General features: G+C 43.4%; 19 protein-coding genes. 8 read left to right on the forward strand and 11 right to left on the reverse strand.

Annotation, left to right across the window (positions count from 1 at the left end):
- Positions 1 to 51 precede the first annotated feature (51 nt).
- Positions 52 to 369 (forward strand): hypothetical protein, encoded by a 318-nt coding sequence (locus H6H02_RS07185; protein WP_190816084.1) that lies wholly within the window; start codon positions 52 to 54, stop codon positions 367 to 369.
- Positions 370 to 590: 221 nt separating this feature from the next.
- Here H6H02_RS07185 and menB read toward each other — a convergent pair whose 3' ends face one another.
- Positions 591 to 1,424 (reverse strand): 1,4-dihydroxy-2-naphthoyl-CoA synthase, encoded by an 834-nt coding sequence (gene menB, locus H6H02_RS07190; protein WP_190816085.1) that lies wholly within the window; start codon positions 1,422 to 1,424, stop codon positions 591 to 593.
- A 153-nt stretch (positions 1,425 to 1,577) separates the two neighbouring features.
- Here menB and H6H02_RS07195 point away from each other — a divergent pair, with 153 nt between their 5' ends.
- Positions 1,578 to 3,761, forward strand: coding sequence for a P-loop NTPase fold protein (locus H6H02_RS07195; protein WP_190816086.1), 2,184 nt, complete (start codon positions 1,578 to 1,580; stop codon positions 3,759 to 3,761).
- 29 nt (positions 3,762 to 3,790) lie between these two features.
- Here H6H02_RS07195 and menD read toward each other — a convergent pair whose 3' ends face one another.
- The 3 genes from menD to H6H02_RS07210 form a co-directional block, all read right to left on the reverse strand.
- Entirely contained in the window at positions 3,791 to 5,548 is a 1,758-nt protein-coding gene (menD, locus tag H6H02_RS07200) for a 2-succinyl-5-enolpyruvyl-6-hydroxy-3-cyclohexene-1-carboxylic-acid synthase (protein ID WP_190816087.1), read from the reverse strand.
- A 95-nt stretch (positions 5,549 to 5,643) separates the two neighbouring features.
- Positions 5,644 to 7,083: an isochorismate synthase gene (locus H6H02_RS07205; RefSeq protein ID WP_190816088.1), complete on the reverse strand. Its 1,440-nt coding sequence runs from the start codon at positions 7,081 to 7,083 to the stop codon at positions 5,644 to 5,646.
- A 67-nt stretch (positions 7,084 to 7,150) separates the two neighbouring features.
- On the reverse strand, positions 7,151 to 7,390 hold the full coding sequence (locus H6H02_RS07210) for a hypothetical protein (RefSeq protein WP_190816089.1): 240 nt from the start codon (positions 7,388 to 7,390) through the stop codon (positions 7,151 to 7,153).
- 342 nt (positions 7,391 to 7,732) lie between these two features.
- On the opposite strand from H6H02_RS07210, the gene menA reads away from it, so the two are divergent.
- The 3 genes from menA to H6H02_RS07225 are packed head-to-tail and all read left to right on the forward strand — an operon-like array spanning position 7,733 to position 11,145.
- Positions 7,733 to 8,659 carry a 2-carboxy-1,4-naphthoquinone phytyltransferase gene (menA, locus tag H6H02_RS07215; protein ID WP_190816090.1) on the forward strand — a complete coding sequence of 309 codons (927 nt, stop codon included), beginning with the start codon at positions 7,733 to 7,735 and terminating at the stop codon, positions 8,657 to 8,659.
- Positions 8,660 to 8,662: 3 nt separating this feature from the next.
- Complete coding sequence (locus H6H02_RS07220; protein ID WP_190816091.1) at positions 8,663 to 9,751, forward strand: o-succinylbenzoate synthase; 1,089 nt, start codon at positions 8,663 to 8,665, stop codon at positions 9,749 to 9,751.
- A gap of 11 nt (positions 9,752 to 9,762) precedes the next feature.
- Entirely contained in the window at positions 9,763 to 11,145 is a 1,383-nt protein-coding gene (locus H6H02_RS07225) for a 2-succinylbenzoate--CoA ligase (RefSeq protein ID WP_190816092.1), read from the forward strand.
- A 75-nt stretch (positions 11,146 to 11,220) separates the two neighbouring features.
- Here H6H02_RS07225 and H6H02_RS07230 read toward each other — a convergent pair whose 3' ends face one another.
- The 5 genes from H6H02_RS07230 to H6H02_RS07250 all read right to left on the reverse strand — a co-directional run bounded on the left by H6H02_RS07230 (position 11,221) and on the right by H6H02_RS07250 (position 17,840).
- Entirely contained in the window at positions 11,221 to 11,634 is a 414-nt protein-coding gene (locus H6H02_RS07230) for a thioesterase family protein (protein WP_190816093.1), read from the reverse strand.
- A 70-nt stretch (positions 11,635 to 11,704) separates the two neighbouring features.
- Positions 11,705 to 13,888 (reverse strand): DEAD/DEAH box helicase, encoded by a 2,184-nt coding sequence (locus H6H02_RS07235; protein WP_190816094.1) that lies wholly within the window; start codon positions 13,886 to 13,888, stop codon positions 11,705 to 11,707.
- Positions 13,885 to 15,207 carry an ATP-binding protein gene (locus H6H02_RS07240; protein ID WP_190816095.1) on the reverse strand — a complete coding sequence of 441 codons (1,323 nt, stop codon included), beginning with the start codon at positions 15,205 to 15,207 and terminating at the stop codon, positions 13,885 to 13,887. The genes H6H02_RS07235 and H6H02_RS07240 overlap by 4 nt, the downstream gene beginning before the upstream one ends.
- 146 nt (positions 15,208 to 15,353) lie before the next feature.
- Positions 15,354 to 16,451, reverse strand: a complete 1,098-nt coding sequence (locus tag H6H02_RS07245) for a tellurite resistance TerB C-terminal domain-containing protein (RefSeq protein WP_190816096.1) — start codon at positions 16,449 to 16,451, stop codon at positions 15,354 to 15,356.
- Positions 16,452 to 16,514: 63 nt separating this feature from the next.
- Positions 16,515 to 17,840: an ATP-binding protein gene (locus tag H6H02_RS07250; protein ID WP_190816097.1), complete on the reverse strand. Its 1,326-nt coding sequence runs from the start codon at positions 17,838 to 17,840 to the stop codon at positions 16,515 to 16,517.
- A gap of 93 nt (positions 17,841 to 17,933) precedes the next feature.
- On the opposite strand from H6H02_RS07250, the gene H6H02_RS07255 reads away from it, so the two are divergent.
- Positions 17,934 to 18,254, forward strand: a complete 321-nt coding sequence (locus H6H02_RS07255) for a TMEM14 family protein (RefSeq protein WP_190816098.1) — start codon at positions 17,934 to 17,936, stop codon at positions 18,252 to 18,254.
- Here H6H02_RS07255 and H6H02_RS07260 read toward each other — a convergent pair.
- A complete protein-coding gene (locus H6H02_RS07260) occupies positions 18,230 to 18,376 on the reverse strand; it encodes a hypothetical protein (protein WP_190816101.1) in 147 nt (48 codons plus the stop codon). The two genes, H6H02_RS07255 and H6H02_RS07260, sit on opposite strands and share 25 nt — an antisense overlap.
- Positions 18,377 to 18,463: 87 nt before the next feature.
- On the opposite strand from H6H02_RS07260, the gene H6H02_RS07265 reads away from it, so the two are divergent.
- Positions 18,464 to 20,143 (forward strand): DUF262 domain-containing protein, encoded by a 1,680-nt coding sequence (locus H6H02_RS07265; RefSeq protein WP_190816102.1) that lies wholly within the window; start codon positions 18,464 to 18,466, stop codon positions 20,141 to 20,143.
- A gap of 84 nt (positions 20,144 to 20,227) precedes the next feature.
- On the opposite strand, the gene H6H02_RS07270 is transcribed toward H6H02_RS07265, so the two are convergent.
- Positions 20,228 to 22,921, reverse strand: a complete 2,694-nt coding sequence (locus H6H02_RS07270; protein WP_190816104.1) for a PAS domain-containing protein — start codon at positions 22,919 to 22,921, stop codon at positions 20,228 to 20,230.
- Positions 22,922 to 23,382: 461 nt separating this feature from the next.
- Between H6H02_RS07270 and H6H02_RS07275 the strand changes: the two genes are divergently transcribed.
- Positions 23,383 to 24,216, forward strand: a complete 834-nt coding sequence (locus H6H02_RS07275; RefSeq protein WP_190816107.1) for a metallophosphoesterase — start codon at positions 23,383 to 23,385, stop codon at positions 24,214 to 24,216.
- Positions 24,217 to 24,234 lie beyond the last annotated feature (18 nt).

Here is a 24,234-nt window from a genome sequence, read left to right on the forward strand (position 1 = left end):
CGGGAATTTTAAGATTAGGCATAGATAAAAATTCTCCTCAAGAGGACTCCCATGAAGACCTTAAATACTGTAACTTCTGCTTGTCGGTATTGTCGGTTTTATAACCCGGAAGGGCGTCGTGGTGGTCTTTGTCAACAACTTGGCGTGCCCGTTCGAGGCGGTTGGGGAGCCTGTTCTTTAGCACTTCCAGCATTCGCGCCTTCTTGGGAACGTCTCGAAGTAATGATGCGCTGGCAGGATGAAACGGTGAAAATACCGGAAGCGCTGCCATTCAAATGTTCTGTGAATTCTTCTCAAGAATCTGTGTCCCAGGAAGAGAATGTCCCTACTGCCCAACAGCCAGTAGAAGAAAAGGCACTGCTTGTATGAATAAAATAAACGGTAGCAAGCTTACCTTGCAGTTTGTTAAGGCAACTTGCGGAAACCTTTAAAAAAATAAAGATTTTCTTTAGAATCGCACCTTATTTAAGGCAAGGTGCGATTTTTGATTTAAGAGCCTCGTGGGATACTTTTTTATAAAAGATGACTCTTTAAACCCGTTTTTTTCAGAAAACGGGTTTTTCTAATTGCGAACGACTAATTGCGAACGGCTAAGGTAGCCAAGGGTATTGACGGAAATCGGGTGGACGTTTTTCCAAAAATGCCTGCTTGCCTTCGGCTCCTTCCTCAGTCATGTAATAAAGCAAGGTGGCGTTACCGGCGAGTTCTTGCAAACCAGCTTGTCCATCGCAATCGGCGTTGAAAGCAGCTTTTAGACACCGGATGGCAATCGGGCTTTTTTCTAAAATTTCATTAGCCCACTGGATGCCTTCTTGTTCCAGCTGTTCTACAGGCACGACGCAATTCACTAAGCCCATTTCTAGTGCTTGCTGTGCGCTGTACTGGCGGCAGAGAAACCAAATTTCTCGCGCCTTTTTTTGCCCAACAATCCGGGCAAGATAGCTGGCACCAAATCCCCCGTCGAAGCTGCCGACTTTAGGGCCAGTTTGCCCGAAAATAGCATTCTCTGCGGCAATAGTGAGGTCACAAATCAGGTGCAGAACGTGTCCGCCACCGATGGCATAACCTGCCACAAGCGCAATCACGACTTTGGGCATGGAACGAATTAGGCGTTGCAAATCTAGGACATTTAGGCGGGGGATGCCCTCATCGTCTACATACCCAGCTTGTCCCCGCACACTTTGATCGCCGCCAGAACAAAAGGCGTATTTACCATCGGTGTGAGGACCAGCGCCAGTAAATAATACGACGCCAATACTGGTATCTTCACGAACATCACAGAAAGCGTTGTAAAGTTCAAAGACGGTTTTGGGACGGAAAGCGTTGCGTTTGTGCGGGCGATTAATCGTAATTTTGGCGATGCCGTCGCCTTTGTGATAGAGGATGTCTTCGTAGGTTTTGGCAGTTTGCCAGTTGATTTGCATAGAGAGTTGTGCTGTATTTCGAGTTGTACAGTGTTTCAGCTTGAGAATTTTAACCCAGCGTCAAAGTTACAGTGACTAGGTAGAACCTCAAGAGAGAGGAGGCTTGAGCGATCGCTGTGTCATCATGACGATTGGGGTAAAACAAGGCATTTTATGGGACAGACTGAGAAGAATTCCGAAGTCGAATCTGAGAATTTTAATGCTTTATCGTCAGATAACGCTTTAACCAATCCGAAAGCAGATCGATTAGGATATGCGACCTTTGCAAGATATCTAGCAGACAGTATTTGCAAAATGAGCTTTCCGGAAGGCTTCGTGATTGCAGTCTACGGTTCCTGGGGTTCTGGCAAATCAACACTGTTGAATTTTTTAGTTCACTACCTAAAGGAAAAACCAGAGAACGAGCAACCAATTATCGTACCCTTTAATCCCTGGTTATTTTCCGGGCACGAAGATATCACAAGGAGCTTCATTGACCAATTACAGGCTGTTTTGAGTGAATTCAAATCTGTACCGAAGGGCTTAAAAGATCGACTAGCTGATTTTGGTAAACTGTTTGCTGAAATTCCTATTCCTTACGCTCCAGCAGGTAAGGTAGTAGAAAAAATATTTGACGATAAGCAAAAGGATACTTCCGACTTAAAAGAAGAAGTCGAAGACACACTGCTAAAGCAGCATCCGCGAATCGTGGTAACAATTGACGATATTGACAGGCTTGCCACTGACGAAATTAGACAGTTGTTTCGCGTTGTCAAAGCCATCCCAAATTTTACAAATGTTGTCTATGTCCTAGTCTGCGATAAAGAAATTGCCCTTAAAGCACTTGCAGGCACGCAGGGGACAACTGGAGAAGCCTATCTTGAAAAACTTGTTCAAGTTCCTTTTGAGCTACCGATTCCCAATAAAATTTTACTCCGCAGGCTACTTTTTGAAAAACTGAATAGCGTACTTTCTGACACCCCAACGCAGCTATTAGATAGAAATTATTGGGGCAATATTTACTATCAAGGGATAGACCACTTTATTACCAACACTCGCGATATTACTCGTTTGACCAACACCTTAAGCATGACGTACCCGGCAGTTCAAGGTGAAGTAAATTCAGTGGATTTCATTGCTGTTGAGTCGTTGCGAGTCTTTTGCCCAACGATATATGACAAAATTCGCAAAAATCCTAAAGCTTTTGCAGGAGACATCAATACCACCAGTTTTCTAAGCGCTAAAGTAGGCGAACTAAAACCCCTTTACAATTCTTGGATTGCCCAGCTTCAAGATGAGGATAAAGAGCCAGTCAAACGGCTGCTATTAAGCCTCTTTCCTAAGTTATCAGCCATTTGGGGTAATTCTAACTACGTAGCACAACAGCAGTTAACATGGCGCAGACAACTCCGGGTATGCAGCTTAGAAATGTTTCCAGTTTACTTCCGTCTGGCGTTACCAGAAGGTGAACTATCGAATACTGAGATGAAAGCTATCCTTGCTTTGTCAGACGATGCGAAGGAATTTGGAGAAACTCTTGTAGAACTCGCTAATCAAAAACGTCCTGAGGGTACGACGCAAGTTCGGACATTTTTGGAACAACTTGAAGATTACACTGAAAAAGAAATTCCTTTAAATAGCATTCCTTCAATTGTGCAAGCTTTATTTGATGTGGGCGATCGCCTTTTGCGTCCTGAAGACGAACCGTGCGGAATGTTTGATTTTGGAAATGATATCAGAATCGAGCGCATCATCTCACAGATGTTGCGTCGTCTTGAGGAACCAGCACGGTTTGAGGTGTTGAAACAGGCGATGTCAAAGGGTAAGGCAGTTTTAACAATTGTGGGCAAAGTAGTCGCCCTAGGTCAACAATACGGTAAGTTTGGAGCTAGTGAATCAAATCCAGAAGAAGAAAGACTTGTCAGCGCACAACACCTTGATGAGCTTGAAGAAGTTGCCTTAAATAAGGTGCAAAACGCTGTGCAGCAAAACTCCCTATTACAAACGCCAGGTTTAGCACATATCCTGTATTATTGGCGGGAGCAAACAAGCGAGGATGAAGTTAAACAGTGGGTTGAAGAGGCGATTAAAAACGACGAAGGGCTGATTAATTTTTTTGAGAAGTTTTTTGAGAAAGCATTTAGAAAATCTGAGTCTAATGTGGGTCAAACCACAGGCTACGGGTTTGAGTCGAATTTACTTGAACCCTACGTTGACCTATCTTTAGTGATTAACCGGCTTAGGAACCTTCTTGAAAAGGATTGTTTAACAGAAGAACAGAAAAATGCGATCGCTCAATTTATTGAAGAATATGACAGGAGACAGCAGGAGAAAGATTCTGACGATCCGTTAGAATGAAAGGCTCAATGATTCGCTAGAGTTAACGTTCACAGGATATCCGCTGCAAATTTTCCTAAATTCTCCTTGCGCCACTTGGCATCTACCTTGCGATTGGTTGGCAACTCCAGAACCCGGATTCCTTGAGATGGCAATGGATTTAATCGTTGCTTCAGGTGTTCCCAGGATGTAATCAATTCATGCTCTACATTGTAAGTAGCACAAAGCTGAGCAAAATTTATATCCTGTGGGGTGACAAAAAATTCTTCAAAGGGTGGGTTAAATTTGGAAATCGGCAACATTTCAAAGATACCGCCGCCATTGTTGTTAATCAAAATTATGGTCAAATGTCCTATAAATTTATTTCTCAGTAGAAAGCCGTTAGTATCGTGCAATAAAGCTAAGTCACCCGTCAGCATCACAGCGCTTTGATTGCGATGTGCAATTCCCAAAGCAGTTGATAAGGTGCCATCAATGCCATTTGCGCCTCGATTAAAAAAGGGCTGAATTCCAAAATTGTTGGGTGCCCAGAAAAACTCTACATCTCGCACCGGCATACTATTAGAAATAAACAGAGGAGTGCCCGGTGGTAGCGTCTTGGAAAGTAACCAAGCGGCTTTTCCTTCAAAAAGTACGTCTATTGTTGCCATCGTTAGGTCGATGGCTTTCCTCACCTTTGATTCGGCTTCACACCAACTGCTGAGATAAGACGCGATCGCTTGCGTTTCTACAAGTTCATTTGGGTAGGTTTGAGATAGCTGTTCTACAGAGATTCGCAGGTGGGTTGTCTTGCCGTGCAAGGGATCTAAATTGTGGTGGCTGGGGTCAATTACCCATCGGCGCGGTTGAGTTTTCTCTAGCCAGTTTCGCAGTTCTTTACTCGTGGGTAATTCACCGATTTGAATGACCATTTCTGGTGTTAGTTTTTGCGCCAACTGCTGATTACGCAGGATTAAGTCATAGGTAGAAATTAGATAAGGGTTCAGTTGACGATAGTTCCTTAACGGAGATAGCGCCTCAGCTAATACAGGCCATTTTAAAGATTTGGAGAGGTGCGCGATCGCGATCGCATACTCTTCCGGTATTTTCGGTTGTGCAGTCCCAGCGATAATAATTCCTTTATCACATTCCATCCACTCCTGTAGGGTGTTGAAAGTGGTAGGTTGCAGGTTGAAAGTTGCTCCTAATGGCTGACAATTTGCAAAGAAATCTTCTTCTAGTAGAGACGCACCATTTCGCATCTCTACAGCACCGTCAGGAATTGGGGCGAGAGGGTCGCGGAAGGGGATGTTAAGATGAACGGAGCCTGGAGTTGGAAAGAGCGTTCTTTCCCACGCATACATCACTGTCTGCCGCAGATAACCCAGCATTCCCATCTCTAGAGAAGGCAACGCTAACTCAGCTTGCCAGTTGGGATAATTGCCAAATAATTTCACCTGATCGATCGTCTGTCCAGAATGACAATCTCGCAATTCTGGGGGGCGATCGGCGGTTAAAACTAAAAGCGGGATTCGACTTTCCCTGGCTTCAATTACGGCTGGGTAAAAATTTGCCCCGGCAGTTCCAGAAGTGCAAACTAATGCCACCGGCAATCCAGATTTTTTCGCAATTCCTAATGCCAAAAATGCAGCGGATCGTTCGTCCAAAACAGGAATGGCTTCTATCTCATCAGTTTGAGCGAAAGCAACCGTAAGAGGTGTTGAACGAGAACCCGGACAAATAACGGCTGTGGTTAATCCTAGTCGTTTTAAGGTTTCGGTTAGGATTGAAGCCCAAAGGGAGTTGGTGTTACGAAAATCAACAGGCATTTAAAAGAAGAATGAACCGCAAAGACGCTCTAGCAAAGCCATGCGCGTTAGCGCTATAGGAAGCAAAGGAAGAAAGAGAGAATAGAGAGTTTCGCCTAGACTAAGGCTTTTAGAAGTGCCTGGAGTTTAAGTTGAATTTCTGCTAATTCTTTGTCTGGATCGGAACCAGCAACGATACCGGCACCGGCGTAGAGTCTGGCACGACAGCCATCTATGAGTGCTGAGCGAATTCCCACAACAAATTCACTGTTTCCTTGGCGATCTATCCAACCGAGCGGCGCGGCATATAATGACCTATTGAAGGTTTCATAGCGGCAAATTTCTTTCTGGGCACTCTCACTGGGGACGCCAGCAACGGCTGGTGTTGGATGGAGTTCAGCCAGGATTTCTAAGGGATGAACGCCTGCCGGTATTTTCGCCTGAATGGGTGTCCATAAATGCTGAATATTTAAGAGTTTCAATAGCTGTGGTTGGGACAATACTTGAGGATTTAAACCTAGCTGGAAGAGGCGATCGCGAATGAAATCAATGACTACTCGATGTTCGCGTCTTTCTTTTTCACTGGTTAGTAACCGATTCGCTAATTCCGCATCTTCACTGGCTATTTTCCCTCTGGGTGCTGAACCTGCCAGAGCGTCCGTTACTAATTCATGGTTATGAATACTAATTAAACGTTCGGGACTTGCACCAATAAAACTTTGTCCCTTGCCGTTACTGGTGGAAAAAATATTGCAATCAGGATTGCGAGTTCGTAAATGATTGACGGAGGGAATTAACTGGAAAGGAATGGGAGAGATAACATCAAGGGCATGAGCCAAAACAATTTTATGAATTTTTTCTGCATGAATTGATGATAAAGCCTTAACCACCGATGATTTAAAATGGTTTACATCTGCAACATCGTGTTTCTTAAATAGTTTTCTGGCATCAATTGCAATATCGAGAAAAGATGCACTATGAAACCTTTCTAAACCAGTAACTCTGATTGCCTGAAATGTACGCCATAAGCTTTCAGTTAAATTTTGAACATTGATTTCGGTATCAATTGGAATATTTGCGACGACTACCGCAGTCTGATTTTTTAGTGAAATTTGCCATCGGGGTAGGAATACGGTGGCGGAAGGAAAAGGAGAATCCGATTCTAGATTTTTATTAAAAAATGTAAAAGCACAGAAAAAATGAGCGCCCGAAAAAGGTAGAGTAAGTTCGCCAATACTCGTGGTATTGGCAAGGCAAGATTGAATAAACTCCTGGGATTTGTCAAACCGATTGGGGCTTTCTAGTGTTAGCGCCGCTGCGGTGTCGATGGCTGCGATCGCTTCTCCTTGTGCTGGTTTTTCAAAGTAAAAGTGTAATTGGTCGGGTCTCGCGATCGCCTGAAGGACAACCAACGGATCGACTGCTGGAATTTCTTGAGAAATACTCAGGATCTGTGTCTGTTCTTTTTGTACGGCGGTCTGCTTAAAGGCTAAAAGAAACTGATGCAGTTCGTGAGTGTCTAGAAAAAGATTTTTAAGAGAGGGTGTGACTAGCATGGAAGGGAGGATAGGTTGGCAATTTGATGTTAATACAACTGATTAGCTGTGGCTCCTGGTTTATTGTTTAGTAATCGAACAGACCTATCCTAAGAGCCAATAGAATAATAGCAGTCCGTTGAAAACTGGTCGTATCTGCCAGCCTTCCCCTCTTTTCTAAAAGTAAGGTTTGCTTACTAATAACCTTATTTAAATTCTTAATAATCCCCCAAAAATATTTTTTGAAAAATAAGGCTAAGCCTATGTATTGGTTGCTGTGTTGGATTTCTATTCTACAACTTTCGCCTGCTTTTAAGCTTGTCGTCATACTTTCAATGATTCCTTAACTTGAATTTCAGGATGATTACCGCAGGGGTATCTTCATTGATTAGATTTTAAAAACTCTTAAACATTGTATCTAAATCTACACTGTTTAGATAGAATGTGTGATTTGACCGAGCCGAATATGCGGGAGGTCATAACGAGGAGCTAGTTTTGAAAGAACCTGCTTAAAATTTGACATAGGCTAGTCTTCCATAGGTCAAGACACAACTGGAAACCTCTGTCACCCTACTAAAGGGCTTGTAACAAAGTCTGTAGCAAATATCCTATCACGGCTTTAGAGTTGTAAAATCTGGTAGCTTCTTGGTAATAACATAAATTGAGACTAATGGATACGAAATTGATTAATCATCCCAACAGTGGAGGGGCAAACATCAGCGACACCGGGCTTTGGATGGCAGCGATTAAGCCGCCCATGTACAGCGTTGCTATTATTCCAATTTGGGTGGGAACATCTGTTGCTTTTGCTGAAACTCAAGTGCTTCAGGGAGCAATATTTTCTACATTTTTAATGTCAGCAATTTTGATTATTGCATGGCTGAATCTCAGCAATGATGTGTTTGATTCGGAGACGGGTATTGATAAGAACAAAGCCCACTCTCTAGTTAACTTAACAGGTAACAAATCTTTAATTTTTTGGCTGGCAAATCTATTTTTAGGGGTTGGTGTACTGGGAATCTTAGCGATCGCATGGTGGCAACAAGACCTCACAGTCATCGGATTGGTACTCCTGAGCTGTGCATTGGGCTACAGCTATCAGGGGCCTCCCTTTCGCTTAGGCTATCAGGGTTTGGGGGAAATTATCTGCTTTATTTGCTTTGGCCCCCTAGCAGTGGCGGCAGCTTATTATAGTCAAACCGGCACCTGGTCGATGACCAGCCTCGCAGCGTCTATTATTGTAGGGATTGCCACGAGTTTAATTTTGTTTTGCTCTCATTTTCACCAGGTTGCGGACGATTTGGCAGCCGGGAAGCGATCGCCTATTGTCCGATTGGGCACTAAAACAGGATCGCAGCTGCTGTCTTGGTTTAGCGGCAGCATTTATGCGCTAACCGGGCTATTTGTCGTTTTGCAAATTTTCCCCGTTTGGACGTTGCTAAGCTTTGCGAGTTTGCCTTTCGCCATCAAATTATGCCGCCACGTCCATCAGTATCACGATCAACCGCAGAAGGTCAGTAACAGCAAATTCATCGCAGTAGCCCTACATTTTTGGAGTGGACTGCTGTTGGGATTGGGATTTGTACTGCCGTTATAGCTCATGCAATATCGGTTTGAGTTTCGTCCTTACCGGCGGAGGTTTGTGCGATCGCTCTCTACCAGTCACGGCAACTGGGACATTCGAGACGGCATCATCCTCCGCCTCACTGATGAGAACGGGCAAGTCGGCTGGGGCGAAATCGCCCCCCTGAGCTGGTTTGGTTCCGAAACCTTAGAGCAAGCCCTGTCATTTTGTCGCCAGCTGCCGGAGGAAATTACCGATGAGATGATTTTCTCCATCCCATCTGCCCTTCCCGCCTGTCAATTTGGCTTCGAGTCCGCTTGGGAAGATACCTGCCGAGTAAAGTCGCAGCTATACGAACCAAACCTGCCAGAATTTAGCTTTGAGCAAAGCGAAGGGCAATTTTCAAATCTATCAAATCTATTTGTAGAGACGCAAAGTTTCGCATCTCTACAGTCTGCGAAGGCGGACTTCGTTTGTGTAGCCGCGAATTCATTCGCCAAGTCTATTTCCTACAGCGGCTTATTACCTGCTGGCGAAGCTGCCTTAAGCCAATGGCAGACGCTTTGGAACCAGGGATATCGCACCTTCAAATGGAAAATTGGCGTTTATCCAATTGCCAACGAACTAGAAATTTTCCAACAACTTATCCAAACACTGCCAGCATCGGCAAAACTGCGCTTGGATGCGAATGGAGGACTCAGTTACGAGGAAGCAAACCTGTGGCTGTGGACTTGCGACAATGTTAAGGCGGAGGAATTACCTGTAGAAATTGAATTTCTCGAACAACCGCTGTCTGTGGCTCAATTTCAGGGGATGGCGGAATTAAGTATGTGCTACGCCACTGCGATCGCCTTAGATGAATCCGTGGCTACAATTGACCAGATGGAAGCTGCGTACCATGAGGGTTGGCGGGGAATTTTTGTGATTAAGCCGTGCATCGCCGGTTCCTCATCCCGTTTGCGCCAATTTTGCCAACAACATGAAATTGATGCCGTCTTCTCCTCCGTCTTTGAAACCGCGATTGGTAGACAGGCAGCATTAAAGCTAGCAGCAGAATTATCTCGTCACAATCGAGCCGTTGGTTTTGGCATCAACCACTGGTTTGACGAAGATGAAGAAATCTGATTGAAGAACTTATGGAATCGCCGCTAGACTATCTTAAAAAGCGTGCTAACGATGATTGGCTGATTGGTTACGACAGTCGCAAATTTATTAATATTGCCGAGCAATTATTTAATCAATTAACCCCGCTTGCGAACTCGGAAAATAAACCAAAAATATTACTAGCAGAGCGAGAACCAATCCAATTTATTGCCAGCTTCATCGCTGCCTGTGCCGCTGGTTGCCCAGTTTTTCTTTGTAATCCCAATTGGGTTAAACACGAATGGCAACAAGTTTTTGATTTAGTCCAACCAGACCTAATTTGGGGAGATTGCCCTTATCCTTTAACCTCCTCATCTTGTAGAGACAAAAATCGCGTCTCTACAACTATCAACAACTGGATTATGATTCCCACTGGAGGTTCATCAGGGCAGATTCGATTTGCTATCCACACCTGGGAAACCTTAATGGCATCCGTACAAGGTTTTAAACAGTATTTTCAAATAAATCAAGTAAATTCTTTTTGTGTATTGCCCCTGTATCATGTCAGCGGTTTGATGCAATTTATGCGTTCTTTCACCTCTGGCGGAAGATTGGCAATTGTGCCATTCAAAGAATTAGAATTTAGGGAACAATGCGAGATTGAGCCATCTAATTTCTTTCTATCATTAGTACCCACTCAACTGCAACGTCTCCTCCACAATCCAGATTTAACCGCCTGGTTATCCGGATTTCAGACAGTGCTTTTGGGAGGTGCCCCCGCGTGGATAGAACTTCTGGAAGAGGCGAGAAGCCACAGCATCCGCTTAGCACCCACTTATGGCATGACAGAAACCGCCTCGCAAATTGCCACCCTCAAACCAGAATATTTTCTCAACGGTACTAACAATTGCGGTCAGATTCTCCCCCATGCCAAAGTAACAATTTGTAGTTCTAGCAGCGAGATATTAGAAATCAACCAAGTAGGAACTATTACTATTCAATCTGGTTCTTTGGCACTTGGTTACTATCCCGAAAAATTTCCTAACCAACAATATTTCCAAGTAGATGACTTAGGTTTTATTGACGAACAAGGTAATTTAAATATTATCGGTCGTAGCAGTAACAAAATAATCACGGGTGGCGAAAACGTCTTCCCCTCTGAAGTAGAAGCCGCAATTCGAGCTACAGGTTTAGTTGATGATGTCTGCGTAATTGGTTTAGCTGACTCTAACTGGGGGCAAGTTGTAACAGCCGTTTATGTTCCCAGTAAATCAGACATTTCTACTTATACTCTACAAATAGAAATTGAAGATAAATTGAGCAAATTTAAACGCCCTAAATATTGGGTGCCAGTAGAAACATTACCAAGAAACGCTCAGGGAAAAGCAAACCGTGAACAGCTACAAAAAATTGCTTATAGTCAGGTATTTGAGTGACAGCATAATGAAGTGTAACGCACTCTATAAACTCTCTCTTATACTGTCTCTTCGCGTCCTTTGCCTCTTTGCGGTTTATGCCTCTTCTTCCTTCCATTGCTGGAGCCATCGAATCATCTCCGCCGGAATTTCTTTTCGACTTCTAGTAGCTGAATCAATGCAAACGTGCCGAGTAATTGCTTGCGCGACTACCCGATTCTCTGCAATAAACTGGTAATTAACTTCAACTTTTTCAGACGAAAGATGTTGAGGAATTAACTGAATAATTACCTTGTCCCCGCAAAACATCGGACTGAAAAAATCAACGCTGGCATGAACAATAGGAATCGCAACATTTGGGTTGCCGAAAAATAACTTGAGATTAATATCCGACGCTATCAGCGATTCTTCATAAGCTTCATGACACATTGCCAAGACATTGGCAAAGTAGACAACACCAGCGGCGTCGGTATCCTGAAAACGAATTGTTCGGGTATAAGTAAATGACATTTATAGATAGATGCGATCGCTTCGCCTTAAACTTTGTTCTACGTGTTCTTTAGCCTTTCTATTCTCCCATTTACCAGCCACTAATAATGTTTTTCAGTTCTCCAACATCTAGACAATCGAAAGCAAAAGCTTTGCGAAGCAGGTTGCTAGGAATAAACTCATCATACTTTTGCATTTTTAAAGGTTCTTCAACAGCAACTAAATCTAGCGCTGTAATCCTTTTATTGCAAAATGTCAGGATTTCCGAGCCAAGCTCTTCAACCCCATCTTTTCCAAGTTTAACCGTCATAAAGTATGGAGCTTGCCCCCCAATTTTCTTGATATCCAGAGACTCTCTACCAAAGAAATTTAGAAACCTTTCCAGGGTGCGGTAAGCGACAGTCCCCATCCAAGGAAAAATGCAGCAAGTTTTGCTTCCTAATGAAACGATGTTATTTCTTTCAAGTTCCCAAAATCGAGCTAATTGACGAGCTTCATTCAGGCGCTTTTTAGCATTACTTTGCAAATAGCTATACTGCGTATCCTCAAAAAGAACCTTTCGCATCCGTTCAAGAACTTTTGTATGAATATTGCTACTTCCACCATGCCACGAAATTTTCGCTTGACCTTGCGCTTGCTTGACAAAAACTGTTTTTGTTTTAACATCGCTATCCAAAACTTCCCACGTTCTCCCTGCCAAGGCAAAGCAATTGCCAACAGGCGGAGGCATCAGGATACTGCCAATTTCCATCGATTCGTCCCTGACAGCATACTCAATTGTGTCAGAAAAAACGGCGTAGAAATGGAAATTTTTTACAATTTTCTCCCCCGCTAATCCGATAATTAATTTGTCTCCCTCAGTCTGCTGAATATGGTCAAGCCCTACCAAGTTTCGTAGCAATTGCCTAAAATCATCTTTAGATATAGCCGCAAAAGGTGGTAAAGCTAAAACTTGCTGAGCTAAAGCTACAGGGGAGAGTTCCTCCATCGCTGCTAAAATACTCATTGTTTGGTGGTATAAAAGGCTAAAAGGATATTTAACCGGCTTGATTGGCTCAATCCAACGTTCTTCCAAGTAAAGTTGGATAATCGCGATAGATTGCAACAGTTGCCAAGGAATTTGATTAGGAAGTGATTCCTCTGTTGATAGCTCCTCTTCCGCGCAAACAAACCGCATATCTGCCGCACTTCCTCGCCTTCCCGAACGTCCCAATCTCTGCAAGAAACTGGATACCGAAAGAGGCGCATCTAATTGAATGACTCGCTCTAATTGACCGAGATCGATTCCTAATTCAAGCGTGATAGTTGCAGCAGTAACCGATGGAACTTTTGTATCGCGCATCGCATCCTCAGCCGCTTCCCTTAACGAGGTAGAAATACTGCCATGATGGACGTGATAAATATCTGGTAATCCTTCAGTTTCAGCTATTTCACGCAGACTGGCAATCACTGATTCTGTATCTGAGCGATTGTTAGCAAAAATCAGGCTTTTTCGAGATTTCGTGATATTAAAGATATGCCTGTAGTAAGGACTAAAAACTAAATCATCAGTCTCATCTGGTTCAACGGGAGAAACAAAAAAATGCTCTAAAGCCAGATTGATTTTTCGTTTTCCTCCCTCGATATCCGGAGTAATGACTGGCGTTTCGGTTCCCAGTCGCAGCCAGTCTTCAGCGAGTGAGTAATCGCCAAGGGTAGCCGATAAACCAATCCGACGGGTGGGATTTTTTACAAATTTTGAAAGGCGTGCCAACTGGCAGAGAATTTGGCAACCCCGTTCGGAACCCATAAAGGCATGGATTTCATCAATAATGACAAAACGTAAGTCTCCGAACAAGCGAAACAGTTGAGTATTTTTATTAATTAAGAGACTTTCTAAAGATTCTGGTGTTATTTGCAGAATCCCTTTCGGGTCTTTTAGAAGTTGTTTCTTCCGAGTCTGGGAAACATCACCGTGCCAGTGCCAGACTGGAATATCTGCTTCTTTTAAAAGGTCATTTAGACGCTCAAATTGGTCGTTAATTAACGCTTTTATCGGGCTAATATAAAGTGCCCCAATCGTTGTAGATGGGTTTTGATGTAATAAGGTTAAAACGGGAAGAAAAGCTGCTTCTGTTTTCCCGGAGGCGGTTCCAGCGGCGATTAACAAGTGAGCATCTGTGTCAAAAATAACTCTACAGGCTTCAATTTGAACGTCTCTTAATTCAGTCCAATCTTGGGTGTAGATATATTCTTGAATAAAAGGTGCTAATTTATCAAAAGCCTGTTCGCTCATAGGGTAAATTCTGCAAATTCGGTATTCCCATCTACCTCTGGGTTTTTGTCGGGAGAAGTCGGTTTAAAATTAGAACCATGAATAAGTTCTCTAAAAGAGATGCTGGGGTTTTGCTGGAGGATATTCAAAATACTGATAAAGTCGCGGACAACTTCACGTGGGGTCAAGAATTTGTCTGCACCTAAGCGATTGACAACTTCTTGCATAAACTCTTGCAAGTCACTCGGTTTCAGAGTTTTATTATAGTTGTAATGGGTAGCATGAATATCTACCAATCGGTGCAAAAGCTCGGATATATTTTGCTGGGTTAATATTTCTAGCTGGATGACGGGTGCTGAGGTATCCTGATGACCTCCTTTGACACGGCTGCTTAAGCGCGATCGCAATGCTTCATCACTATACAACCCCCGGCGTTTGTCTTCCACAAATTCGGGCGTTCCTCCGATAAAAATGCCGAGATTTTCTGCTCTTCCCTGCATCGTATCGTTGAACATTGCCAATAGCTTATCGTAGTTTTTTTGACGGGAAGCGGTATGAGTAATTTTATATAGATGAACAGCTTCATCCACTAAAATCAAAAGTCCTTTATAGCCAATATCGGCAACAAACTTGGCAACTAGCTTAATGTAGTCATACCAAGTCTCATCGTCAATGATGACACGCACTCCCAGCGCGGTTTTTGCCTCAGTTTTAGTCCCAAATTCTCCCCGCAACCAACGCAGCGCCGCCTCCTTTTTATCATCGTCATCAGAACGATAGCCGCGCCAATAGGCGATGATGACATTTGCAAAGTCAAACCCGTGAACTAAGCCTTCTATATCCTTAACGACTTCCCGAATTTTCTCTTCCACTTGATCGTCAAAACCAGTGTCGTTGGGTCGCATCCCGCTTTCTTGTGCAACTTGGTTTTGAATATTATTAATCCATCCTTCCAAAATCGGCGTGAAAGCGCCACCTTCTGGGCGAATTTTGGTGGAAAGATTCTGCATTAATTCTCGATAAGTTGCAACCCCTTTTCCGTCAGTTCCTGCGAGTCGCCTTTCCGGAGATAAATCAGCGTCAGCTACTACGAAACCTCTTTCCATCGCGTGGTTACGAATCAGTTGTAGCATAAAGCTTTTACCGGAACCATAGCGTCCTACAACGAAGCGAAATCCGGCACCGCCTTCGCCAATATTCTCGAAATCCTGTAAAATAGCTTTGACTTCTTTTTCTCGTCCGACAGCAATATGTTCCAGACCAATTCTAGGAACAACACCTGCACCAAGAGAACTGATTAAAGCATTCGATATTCTTTTGGTAATTTTGAGTTTTGTCATTTTTTAAAATAGTTTATTTGTTGCTAAGGCGAGCAAAGCTTTGACGTTTCTCATTCCGTCTCACCGACGGGGAATGAAGTAAGGTTTTTGATTTGGTTTATTTAGGTTTTTATAATAAATTTTGATAAATCGTTCGTTTTATAAAACTAAGTTTCGAGCATCTTCTTCACTTTTGTCAAGTGTTCTTCTGCAATCTCAGGCGGAATCGATGCCGAACCTGGTTCAATAATAAAATCGCCAATGGTATTTATAGCATGTTCGTTTATTGCATCTATCAATAGTTGAGGCATAGTTATATTTGTCTCAGCAATTTTCTTGAGCGTTGTACCTGGATTTTTTTGCTCTACTATGGCTTTGATTATCTGAATATCATCATTTGTAAGTTTTGTTTTTAGAGCAATCCATTCCGCTGATAAATTTTCTGATGATTGTTTTTTTTGTATTTCTATAAAAGGGATTGCCTGGGATTGCCCTTTTTGAGCTTTTTGGGAATTCAAATTCCAACTTTTTAACTGCTTGTATTCCAACTTCAAAGAGGATACTTGCCCTTGCAATTGACCTAATTCTACTTTCAAAGACACCAGAGATTGATTCAACGCTGTTCTCTGTGCTTCCAGCGTCTGAATCTGAGCTTGCAGATTATCTACTTCTGATTGTAAAGGGCGTTTTTGTTTTTTAAGGTTAGTGATTTCTTGCTCAAGAATTGTTTTTTGATTCTGATTATCTGTAACTTGCTCTTGCAGTTTCTTGAGTTCTGTTTTTAGGGAATTTAAGCTAGTTTCTATTTTCTGTTTTTCCGCTGTTGCAGCCAACAAGGATTCATTAAGTTCTGTTTTTTGTCTTTCCAGAACCTCAAGTTGAGTTTGGAGAATAAACCCTTGTTCTTCTAGTTGGTATCTATAGGCTCCTAAAGTGGATACTTCCCGATTAATGACCTCTCTTCGGTTATAGCTTTCTGCTATTTGTCCGTGCAATTGGTTTAGGCTTGACTCCAAATAATAGAGATCATCTTCTAAATTTTGTCTTTCGTCAGAAATCGCTCGAATTTCATTTTGTAGAAAAAACTTCTGCTTTCTTTGTTTAATTTGTACAACAATAGCTCCTGCATAGGTCGCAGGTACAGTAATTAAACCTGTAACCAAGGCTTTTGGGAAATCTCGGTTAGTAATAAGGCTCAGGAAAAAACTCACACCGAAGGCAATTAAACCCAGTAAAATCCGATTGCTTACCTTAACCGATCGCATATCATTTTTGGTGAGATAAAGTCAGCGGTTCCTAAGTTCTAATTCATACGAACAGGATTCTAATTATGTGTTTAATCTACGAGATTCTGAACCAGTAACGGCTAAATCTGCCCTGAGAAAGTCAATGAATTGCCGTGCTGTACGTCCAGAACGCCCGTTGTGGCGAGTTGCCCACTGTAAGGCACGATACTCTAAATCTTCTTGGGAGAGGGAAATATTGGCTTGAGCTGCGAGATGGCGAATAATACTTAAGTAGGTGTTCTGATCGGCAGGTTCAAAGGTTAACGTCAGACCAAAGCGATCGCTAAACGATAGCTTTTCCTGAACCGTATCCCAGGCGTGAATTTCTTCATTGTTCTTGGGACGAGGGCGATCGCTAAAAAATTCTCGAATCAGATGCCGTCGATTGGAAGTCGCATAAACTACCACATTTTGAGGACGGGCGGTTAAATTCCCCTCCAGCACCACTTTAAGAGCTTTGAAAGCATCGTCATCCTCCCCAAAGGAGAGATCGTCAACAAAAATGATGAACTTCTGAGGAACCCCCCGCAACTGGTCTACAATTGCCGGTAAATCTTTCAAGTCAGATTTGGCAACTTCGACGAGGCGGAGGTTGACGGTATCAGGCTCATTTAATAACCCCTTCACTAAAGAAGATTTGCCACTCCCACGACTGCCGTAGAGCAAAACGTGCAAAGCTGGATAACCAGCAAGTAAAAATTTTGTATTCTTCAGCAAAGAGTCTTTCTGCGATTCGTAGCCGACTAATTCTGGAAGCTGCACGGGATCGGCATAGGAAATGCCTACCAACTGCCCAGATTGCCACCGTAAAGCCCGATAGACGGAAAACAACCCTGTTCCATATTGTTGATAATGAGCGGCTAAAGATTCCAGCACATCTACCCAATTTTCTGACATTTGGAATTTCTCCCAGATGGGCAATTCATGAATCGCGCCTACCCTATCCTGCTGCTGGTTCCAGGCAACTGGTGCCGCCAGTAACTTAGCTGCGGTTTGCACCCACCGGCTCAACTGGTCGCTACTGCAATTGTAGAGGCTCTGCAAGGCTTGTAAATCTTGCTGGGCAGCAGCTACCAGCGCTGGAGACAGTAAAGACGTTTGCTGGACTTGCTTGCTAAAAGGATTGTCAGTTCTGAGAATCTGGGTAATCAGGTAGTCTTGCCAACCCTGATTTCTGGCGGCTAAAGCTTGAAACCAAGTGCCGTAAGCTTGCAGGCAAGCCAGTCCATTAGTGTTGCTGCTGCTTAAAACTTGTAGCAGATTCAGGAAAGCCGTGCCAACTTCGCCACGGAGGACGGATTGATAAAGTAACAGAGAAGCAGCTTGACGTTGCAGAAATTCGATTGAGGCGATCGCTTGAGTATCCATTAATGAACTGAACTGAGTAGTGTATCTCAGCTATGGTAAATTGTCTTCCGACGTTAGAAATGAGTTCTACTCAAGCAATGAGGTTTTAACTAGATGAATTCGGGTACTATCGCTGCGATCGCTTATGGAATTCTAGCCATTGTAGGCGGCATCATGGGCTACGCTCAAGCTAAAAGCAAAGCGTCGCTGATTTCTGGTAGCATCAGCGGCTTATTACTCATTCTCGGCGGCGTGATGCTATTGCAGGGAAAAGCCTGGGGGCTAGTTTTAGCAACCGTTGTCACCGCTGTTCTCATCATTGTCTTTGCCATCCGGTTGTTTAAAACTCGCAAATTTATGCCTGCGGGATTGATGACTCTTTTAGGTTTGATAACGCTGGCGGTGATGATTCAACAACTGGTTGCGATAGTGTAGCGATCGCGCACCTCTAGCTTTCTGCATCTATCCCAAGCGATCGCGTCTGTTTTATTGCCACGACCGCCAAAATTCACACCCTTCATTCCTAAATCAACCAAGCCATCAAAAAACTTAACCAATCTGGCAGCATTTCAATTTAGTAGCGACGGCAGGGAACACTAACCTTAGCGAAACATTTGCCAACATAGTCGCTCAAGGAGCTACCCATGAGTACCGTCAAAATTCAAGCTACTGAATATCCTATTCAGAAAGTATTTAGCAATGATTTTGTCTTCACCATTCCCCTGTACCAGCGTCCCTATGCCTGGACTACTGAGCAAGCTGGAGAATTGTTTCAAGACCTAATTGTATCCTTGGGTGACGGTAACGAGCCAATTGATGATATAAATCCCTACTTCCTAGGCAGCATTGTACTAATAAAGGCAGATAAACCAGACGCTCAAGTTGTTGATGGTCAACAACGTCTGTCTACGCTAACTATACTACTTTCAGCTCTGCGGATGTTAGTACAGCCCAAATATGCCAATGCCTTAACTAAGTTGCTCTATGAAGAAAGCGACCCAATCCTTGGCCACCCTAACCGTTACCGTTTGACCTTGGCAAAGCGAGATGCAGATTTCTTCAAGGAATACATTCAGGATGAAGGCGGTATTAGCAAGCTGGAATCCTCTACTGCGCTTTCAGATAGTCGTAAAAATATTAAAGAAAACGCGCTGTTATTCCTGAAAAAGTTAGAGGAACTTTCCGAATCTCAGCGAGTTCGGCTCGTGCAATTCATTATTACAAGATGTTTTCTGGTAGTAGTTTCAACACCAGACTTAGAATCTGCATATCGGATATTTTCTGTGTTGAACGGTCGGGGTCTAGACCTGTCACTTCCCGATATTTTAAAAGCTGAGATTATCGGGCAAATTCCTGATGCTCAAAAGGAAGCATACACTTGCAAATGGGAAGATATCCAAGAGAAACTAGGTCGGGAGACGTTTGAAAACCTTTTTTCATACATTCGCATGATTAATCGTAAGGCAAAACTCACTGGTAGCATCCTCAAGGAATACCGCGAACATATTAAACCTTGGAATAATTCTCAGGAGTTTATCAAGACAACTTTATGTCCTTTAGCTGATGCTTTCTACGAAATTAAGAATACAAGCTATGTAAGCGATAAACACGCCGAAGAAGTAAATAAACTGTTTAAGCAGTTAAATGATATCGATAATTCCGACTGGATACCTCCAGCTATTCTCTATCTCTCTCGTAACCACAGCCATCCTGAGCGATTGGTGAAATTCTTTACTGAATTAGAACGTCTTGCGGCGGGTTTGATGATTAAACGGGCAAATATTAACGAACGCATTGAACGCTATCGTCGCTTGCTAACTGCCATTGAGCATGAGGAAGATTTATATACACCCGATTCACCACTCCAAATTACATCAGAAGAAAAGAATGATATTCTCAAAATGTTGGATGGCGACCTCTACCTGACTCAAAAAATTCGTTTATTTGTATTGCTACGTCTAGATGCGGCTCTGTCAGAAGGTGAAGCCTCATACAACTTCTCCACCATTACTGTCGAGCATATATTACCGCAAAATCCTGCCCATGATAGTCTGTGGGTGAAGTCCTTTACAAGCTTGGAAGAACGCGAAAAATATGTGCATCGTTTAGGAAATCTGGCTTTACTCTCTTGTTATAAAAACAGTGAAGCGCAAAACTATGACTTTGATGTGAAAAAGCAAAAGTATTTCACCACTAAAAAAGGTATTTCTCCTTTTGCGCTAACAACTCAAGTGCTAATGGAACAGGAATGGACACCCGAAGTCATTGAAGCGCGGCAGAAAAAGCTTATCGGCGTTCTCCAGAAAGTCTGGCGCTTAGAGTAGTAGGCTAACGCCAAGGCGATCGCTTCCTCATTTTCTCTAGTCCAGAGTGCGATCGCTCCTACTTTTTCTGAAGTTTAGATGTGCCTAAACCATCTGCCGAAGTGGAATCTCAATAATAAACTCTGCTCCTCCACCTGGTGCTGAGAGACATTGCAATTGACCATTGTGCTTTTCTACAACAATCTGGTAGCTAATTGCCAAACCCAGTCCAGTGCCTTTGCCAATGGCTTTGGTAGTAAAAAAGGGATTAAATAACTGTTGTCTCACCGCCTCTGTCATTCCAGAGCCATTATCCGCAATTTTGATAACGACGCGATCGCAGTCTAGTACCTCAGTGCGAATTTTGATCCAGCTGGGATTTGCCTTGATTTCGGAAAGCGATCGCTGTTTGTTATACTCATCCGACGCATCAATGGCATTCGCGATCAGATTCATAAACACTTGATTGAGCTGTCCTGCGTAGCACTCGACTTTAGGTAAGTGCCCGTACTCCTTAATTATCTGAATGTTGGGATGATCCGGTTTTGCTTTCAGGCGGTTATGCAGAATCATTAGGGTACTATCAATTCCTTCGTGAATATCAACCGCCTTCATTTCAGCTTCGTCAATTCGCGAAAAATTCCGCAAGCTAAGAACAATCTCCCGGATGCGATCTGCCCCCACCTTCATTGATGACAACAGGTTAGGAAAATCTTCCATCATAAAATCCAGGTCAATCGCTTCTATCTCCTCCTGAATTTCTGGCGTTGAATTCGGATACTGCTGATGATAAAGTCGCAATAGATTTAATAAGTCTTGGGTGTATTCTCTGACATGGGTGAGATTCCCAAAGATAAAGTTAACTGGGTTATTAATTTCGTGAGCAATCCCTGCAACCAATTGTCCTAAACTGGACATTTTTTCGCTTTGAATTAATTGACCTTGAGTACGTTGGAGTTCTTGGAGAGTATGTTCTAGCTGCTGATTTTTTTCTTTTAACTGAACTTCTTTCTCCTGACGGGCTTCCTCAGCTTGTTTGCGAGCAGTAATATCCATCACGGTGGCACCAAGAGCCATCGGCTTGCCATCTTCTCCAGGTATGGGAAATTGAGAAGTCAACCAGTGCATCAGGACGCCTGGATTGCCAGGTAATTCACCGCACGTCTCCATGTTGAGAATCGCTTCGCCTGTCGTCAGTACTTTGCGTAATGTCGATTCGATCACTTGTGCAGCGTCGGGCAAGACTTCAGCCAGGGATCTTCCTAAATGTTCTTCTACAGACACGCCATTGAAGTGTGCTAGCGCTTCGTTGATTTGCAGATATCGCATCTGGTCGTCAAGAATACAGAGTCCGACCGGCGCAACGTTAATAAATGAGTTCAAAAGCTGCTCGCGCCGCGCTAATTCTTTTTCCAACGCCCTCCGATCGCTAATGTCTCGCGACATCCCAATCAAACCGATAACGTTTCCTTGGGGATCGCGGTAGATATTTTTTGTTGAGAGATACGTTACCGCGATGTCATTGATATAGACGATTTCCTCTAACGTCTGAGTTGTCCCAGAAGCCATAATTCTGCGGTCAGTCTCCATAAGTTGAGGGGCGACTTCAGGAAATACCTGGGAGTCATCCTTCCCAATCATCTCCTCTACAGACTTGCCAAGTATCTTGGCACCAATGGAGTTGACCATCAAGTAGCGACCCTGAAGATCCTTGATAAAAATGATATCAGTCGTTCCCTCAATGACTGCATTCAAGAGGTTATAGCTTACTTGGAGCGCCTCCTCTGTCTCCTGGTGTTCGGCAATTCGCTGGTGTAATTGCTTGTTCAGTTGACTCAGCTCGATCGTGCGCTCCTCAACTCTATCTTCTAGCTCTTGATTCACCTGTTTCAGTGCTGCTTCTGCTCGGTGGCGCTGGCTGTCAACCGCATTCAGGAATCTGGCATTCCACCAAATTAAAAAGGCAAAAATAACTACGTTGAAAACGCCAAAAAGAGCCAGCCCAAGTTCGCTGTCATAAATCTGAGATTGGTAGCCGCATAATATGAACCAGCCCAGCACTGAGGGAATGCCAATCGCGGCTGGCGACATCCGCCGCACCATCAATCCGCCTGCTTTGTCGCTTGTAACAACTGTCATTAGTCCTCGATCTGGACAAGCAAACAGGACTCCGGTGGAAAGCAGGATGAATGCGATCGCTGTGTGCAACGCCACACCTGTGTTGTAACTCTTGCCGTACAACGAGGTGATGCCGTAGATATAGCCCAAAAGACCCAAAAAACCAATCAAAAATCCGCCTAAGCTAATGCAATGAGCCAGACGATACACCTTTTTTGATAACAGCCAAAGGGCAGAGCCAAGCATCAGAAAACTTAGGGCGCTATTGGGAGACATTCGCCCTGGTGCAGAGGTGCCAACAGCACCTGCTGGGTCTTTAAACAGCAGTTCGTCAATTCCTACATTCCATCCAAACCCATACTCAATTAGTGTCAATAGACTGATTAAAATGACGATAATTGCCAACACTTGAGAAAGGTCAAACGAAGACTTTCTCCGCTTATCTTTTGCGTTTTGTCTTTTGTGTTCCGCGTCGTGCCACAAACACAAAGACAATCCACCCAGAATAAAGGCTATGCTTGTGTTAGCTTTCATGCTTACCAGCCCTGGTAAAATGCTTTTAAGGGCTGTAATATCTAATATCCAGCCCAAGAAAACAACACAGCCAATTACAGTGACAATAATACCGGCTTTTTTGGAGTAGGATTGTAGAAGTTCGAGAAATCCCGTCTTTTTAATCATAAGAAGCGGACTCTTCTAAATATCAATGACTGACTAATTGTTAACTATTAGCATTAAAAAAACTTAAGCTTTGCTAGATGAATTTATACAAATTATAAAAGTAATACGATTCATCGTTTATGCGTAAAAATAGGCTAAATATAAATTTATTCCTAATGAAGATAGGATATATTTACTAAGGATAAAACCGTATTTATATTGACTATTGGTCTGTTTCTTATAAAAAAGTCAGTAAATTTACAGATAAATGTCCTGAACTATTGTAAAAAGAACAATCTAGCGATCGCTTTTGTATTTATCGCAAGCACGGTAGCGAATCGAGAAGCCTATAACCCAGCCCAGTCAAGCAATCTTGAAACCATTTAATCAATTCTTTTGCTTTCGTCCCTGATTCAGGCGGGAAGGCAACAAATAGCATCTCTGAGCTATCCTGGAATCGCCAGATAGCAAGAGTTGACAGAATGCACTGGATATTAACCGAACCTTTAAGCGTAGAAAATGTGACAGTAGCGATCGCGGGTTTACCAGCATCGTTGCAAGGCACAAAGCTAGTACAACTGTCCGATTTGCACTACGATGGCAAGCGGTTATCCGAAACGCTACTCGCAGAGGCAATTGAAGCCAGCAATCAACTCGAACCCGACCTCGTTGTATTGACTGGCGACTTCGTAACGGATGACCCATCTCCCATTCATGCCCTAGTAAAACGGCTAAAACACTTGCAAGGTCGCGCTGGTGTCTATGCTGTACTGGGCAACCACGATAATTATTATCGCCATTCAAAAAAAGAGGTGCAAGACGCCCTGACTAGCATTGGGATTCATGTCCTCTGGAATGAAATTGCATATCCATTTGGAAAAGAATTACCCTTAGTCGGACTGGCTGATTTTTGGTCGCGGGAATTTAATCCAGCGCCAGTGATGAATCAACTCGATCGGGATACACCCCGAATCGTCTTATCTCACAACCCAGATACCGCCGAGATTTTGCAAGAATGGCGAGTGGATTTGCAACTGTCGGGTCATACTCACGGCGGTCAAGTGGTAATTCCTGGAGTTGGCCCAGCAGCGCAACTGCTGCAAAACATCCGTCACCTGATTCCCAAACCGCTCCAGCGTTGGGTGCCTTTTATGAAGGAATGCAATAAAGTGGTAGAGCGTTGGGAATGGGCGCAGGGGTGGCATCAGGTGGGAAAAAACCAGCTATATGTGAATCGAGGGCTGGGAACCTATTGGCCCGGACGCCTATTTTGTCCGCCAGAAGTCACGGCGATCGCGCTGGTGGATCAAAAATAGTTTTTAGTTGTTAGATCA

Source organism: Coleofasciculus sp. FACHB-1120 (assembly GCF_014698845.1).
Taxonomy (GTDB): domain Bacteria; phylum Cyanobacteriota; class Cyanobacteriia; order Cyanobacteriales; family FACHB-T130; genus FACHB-T130.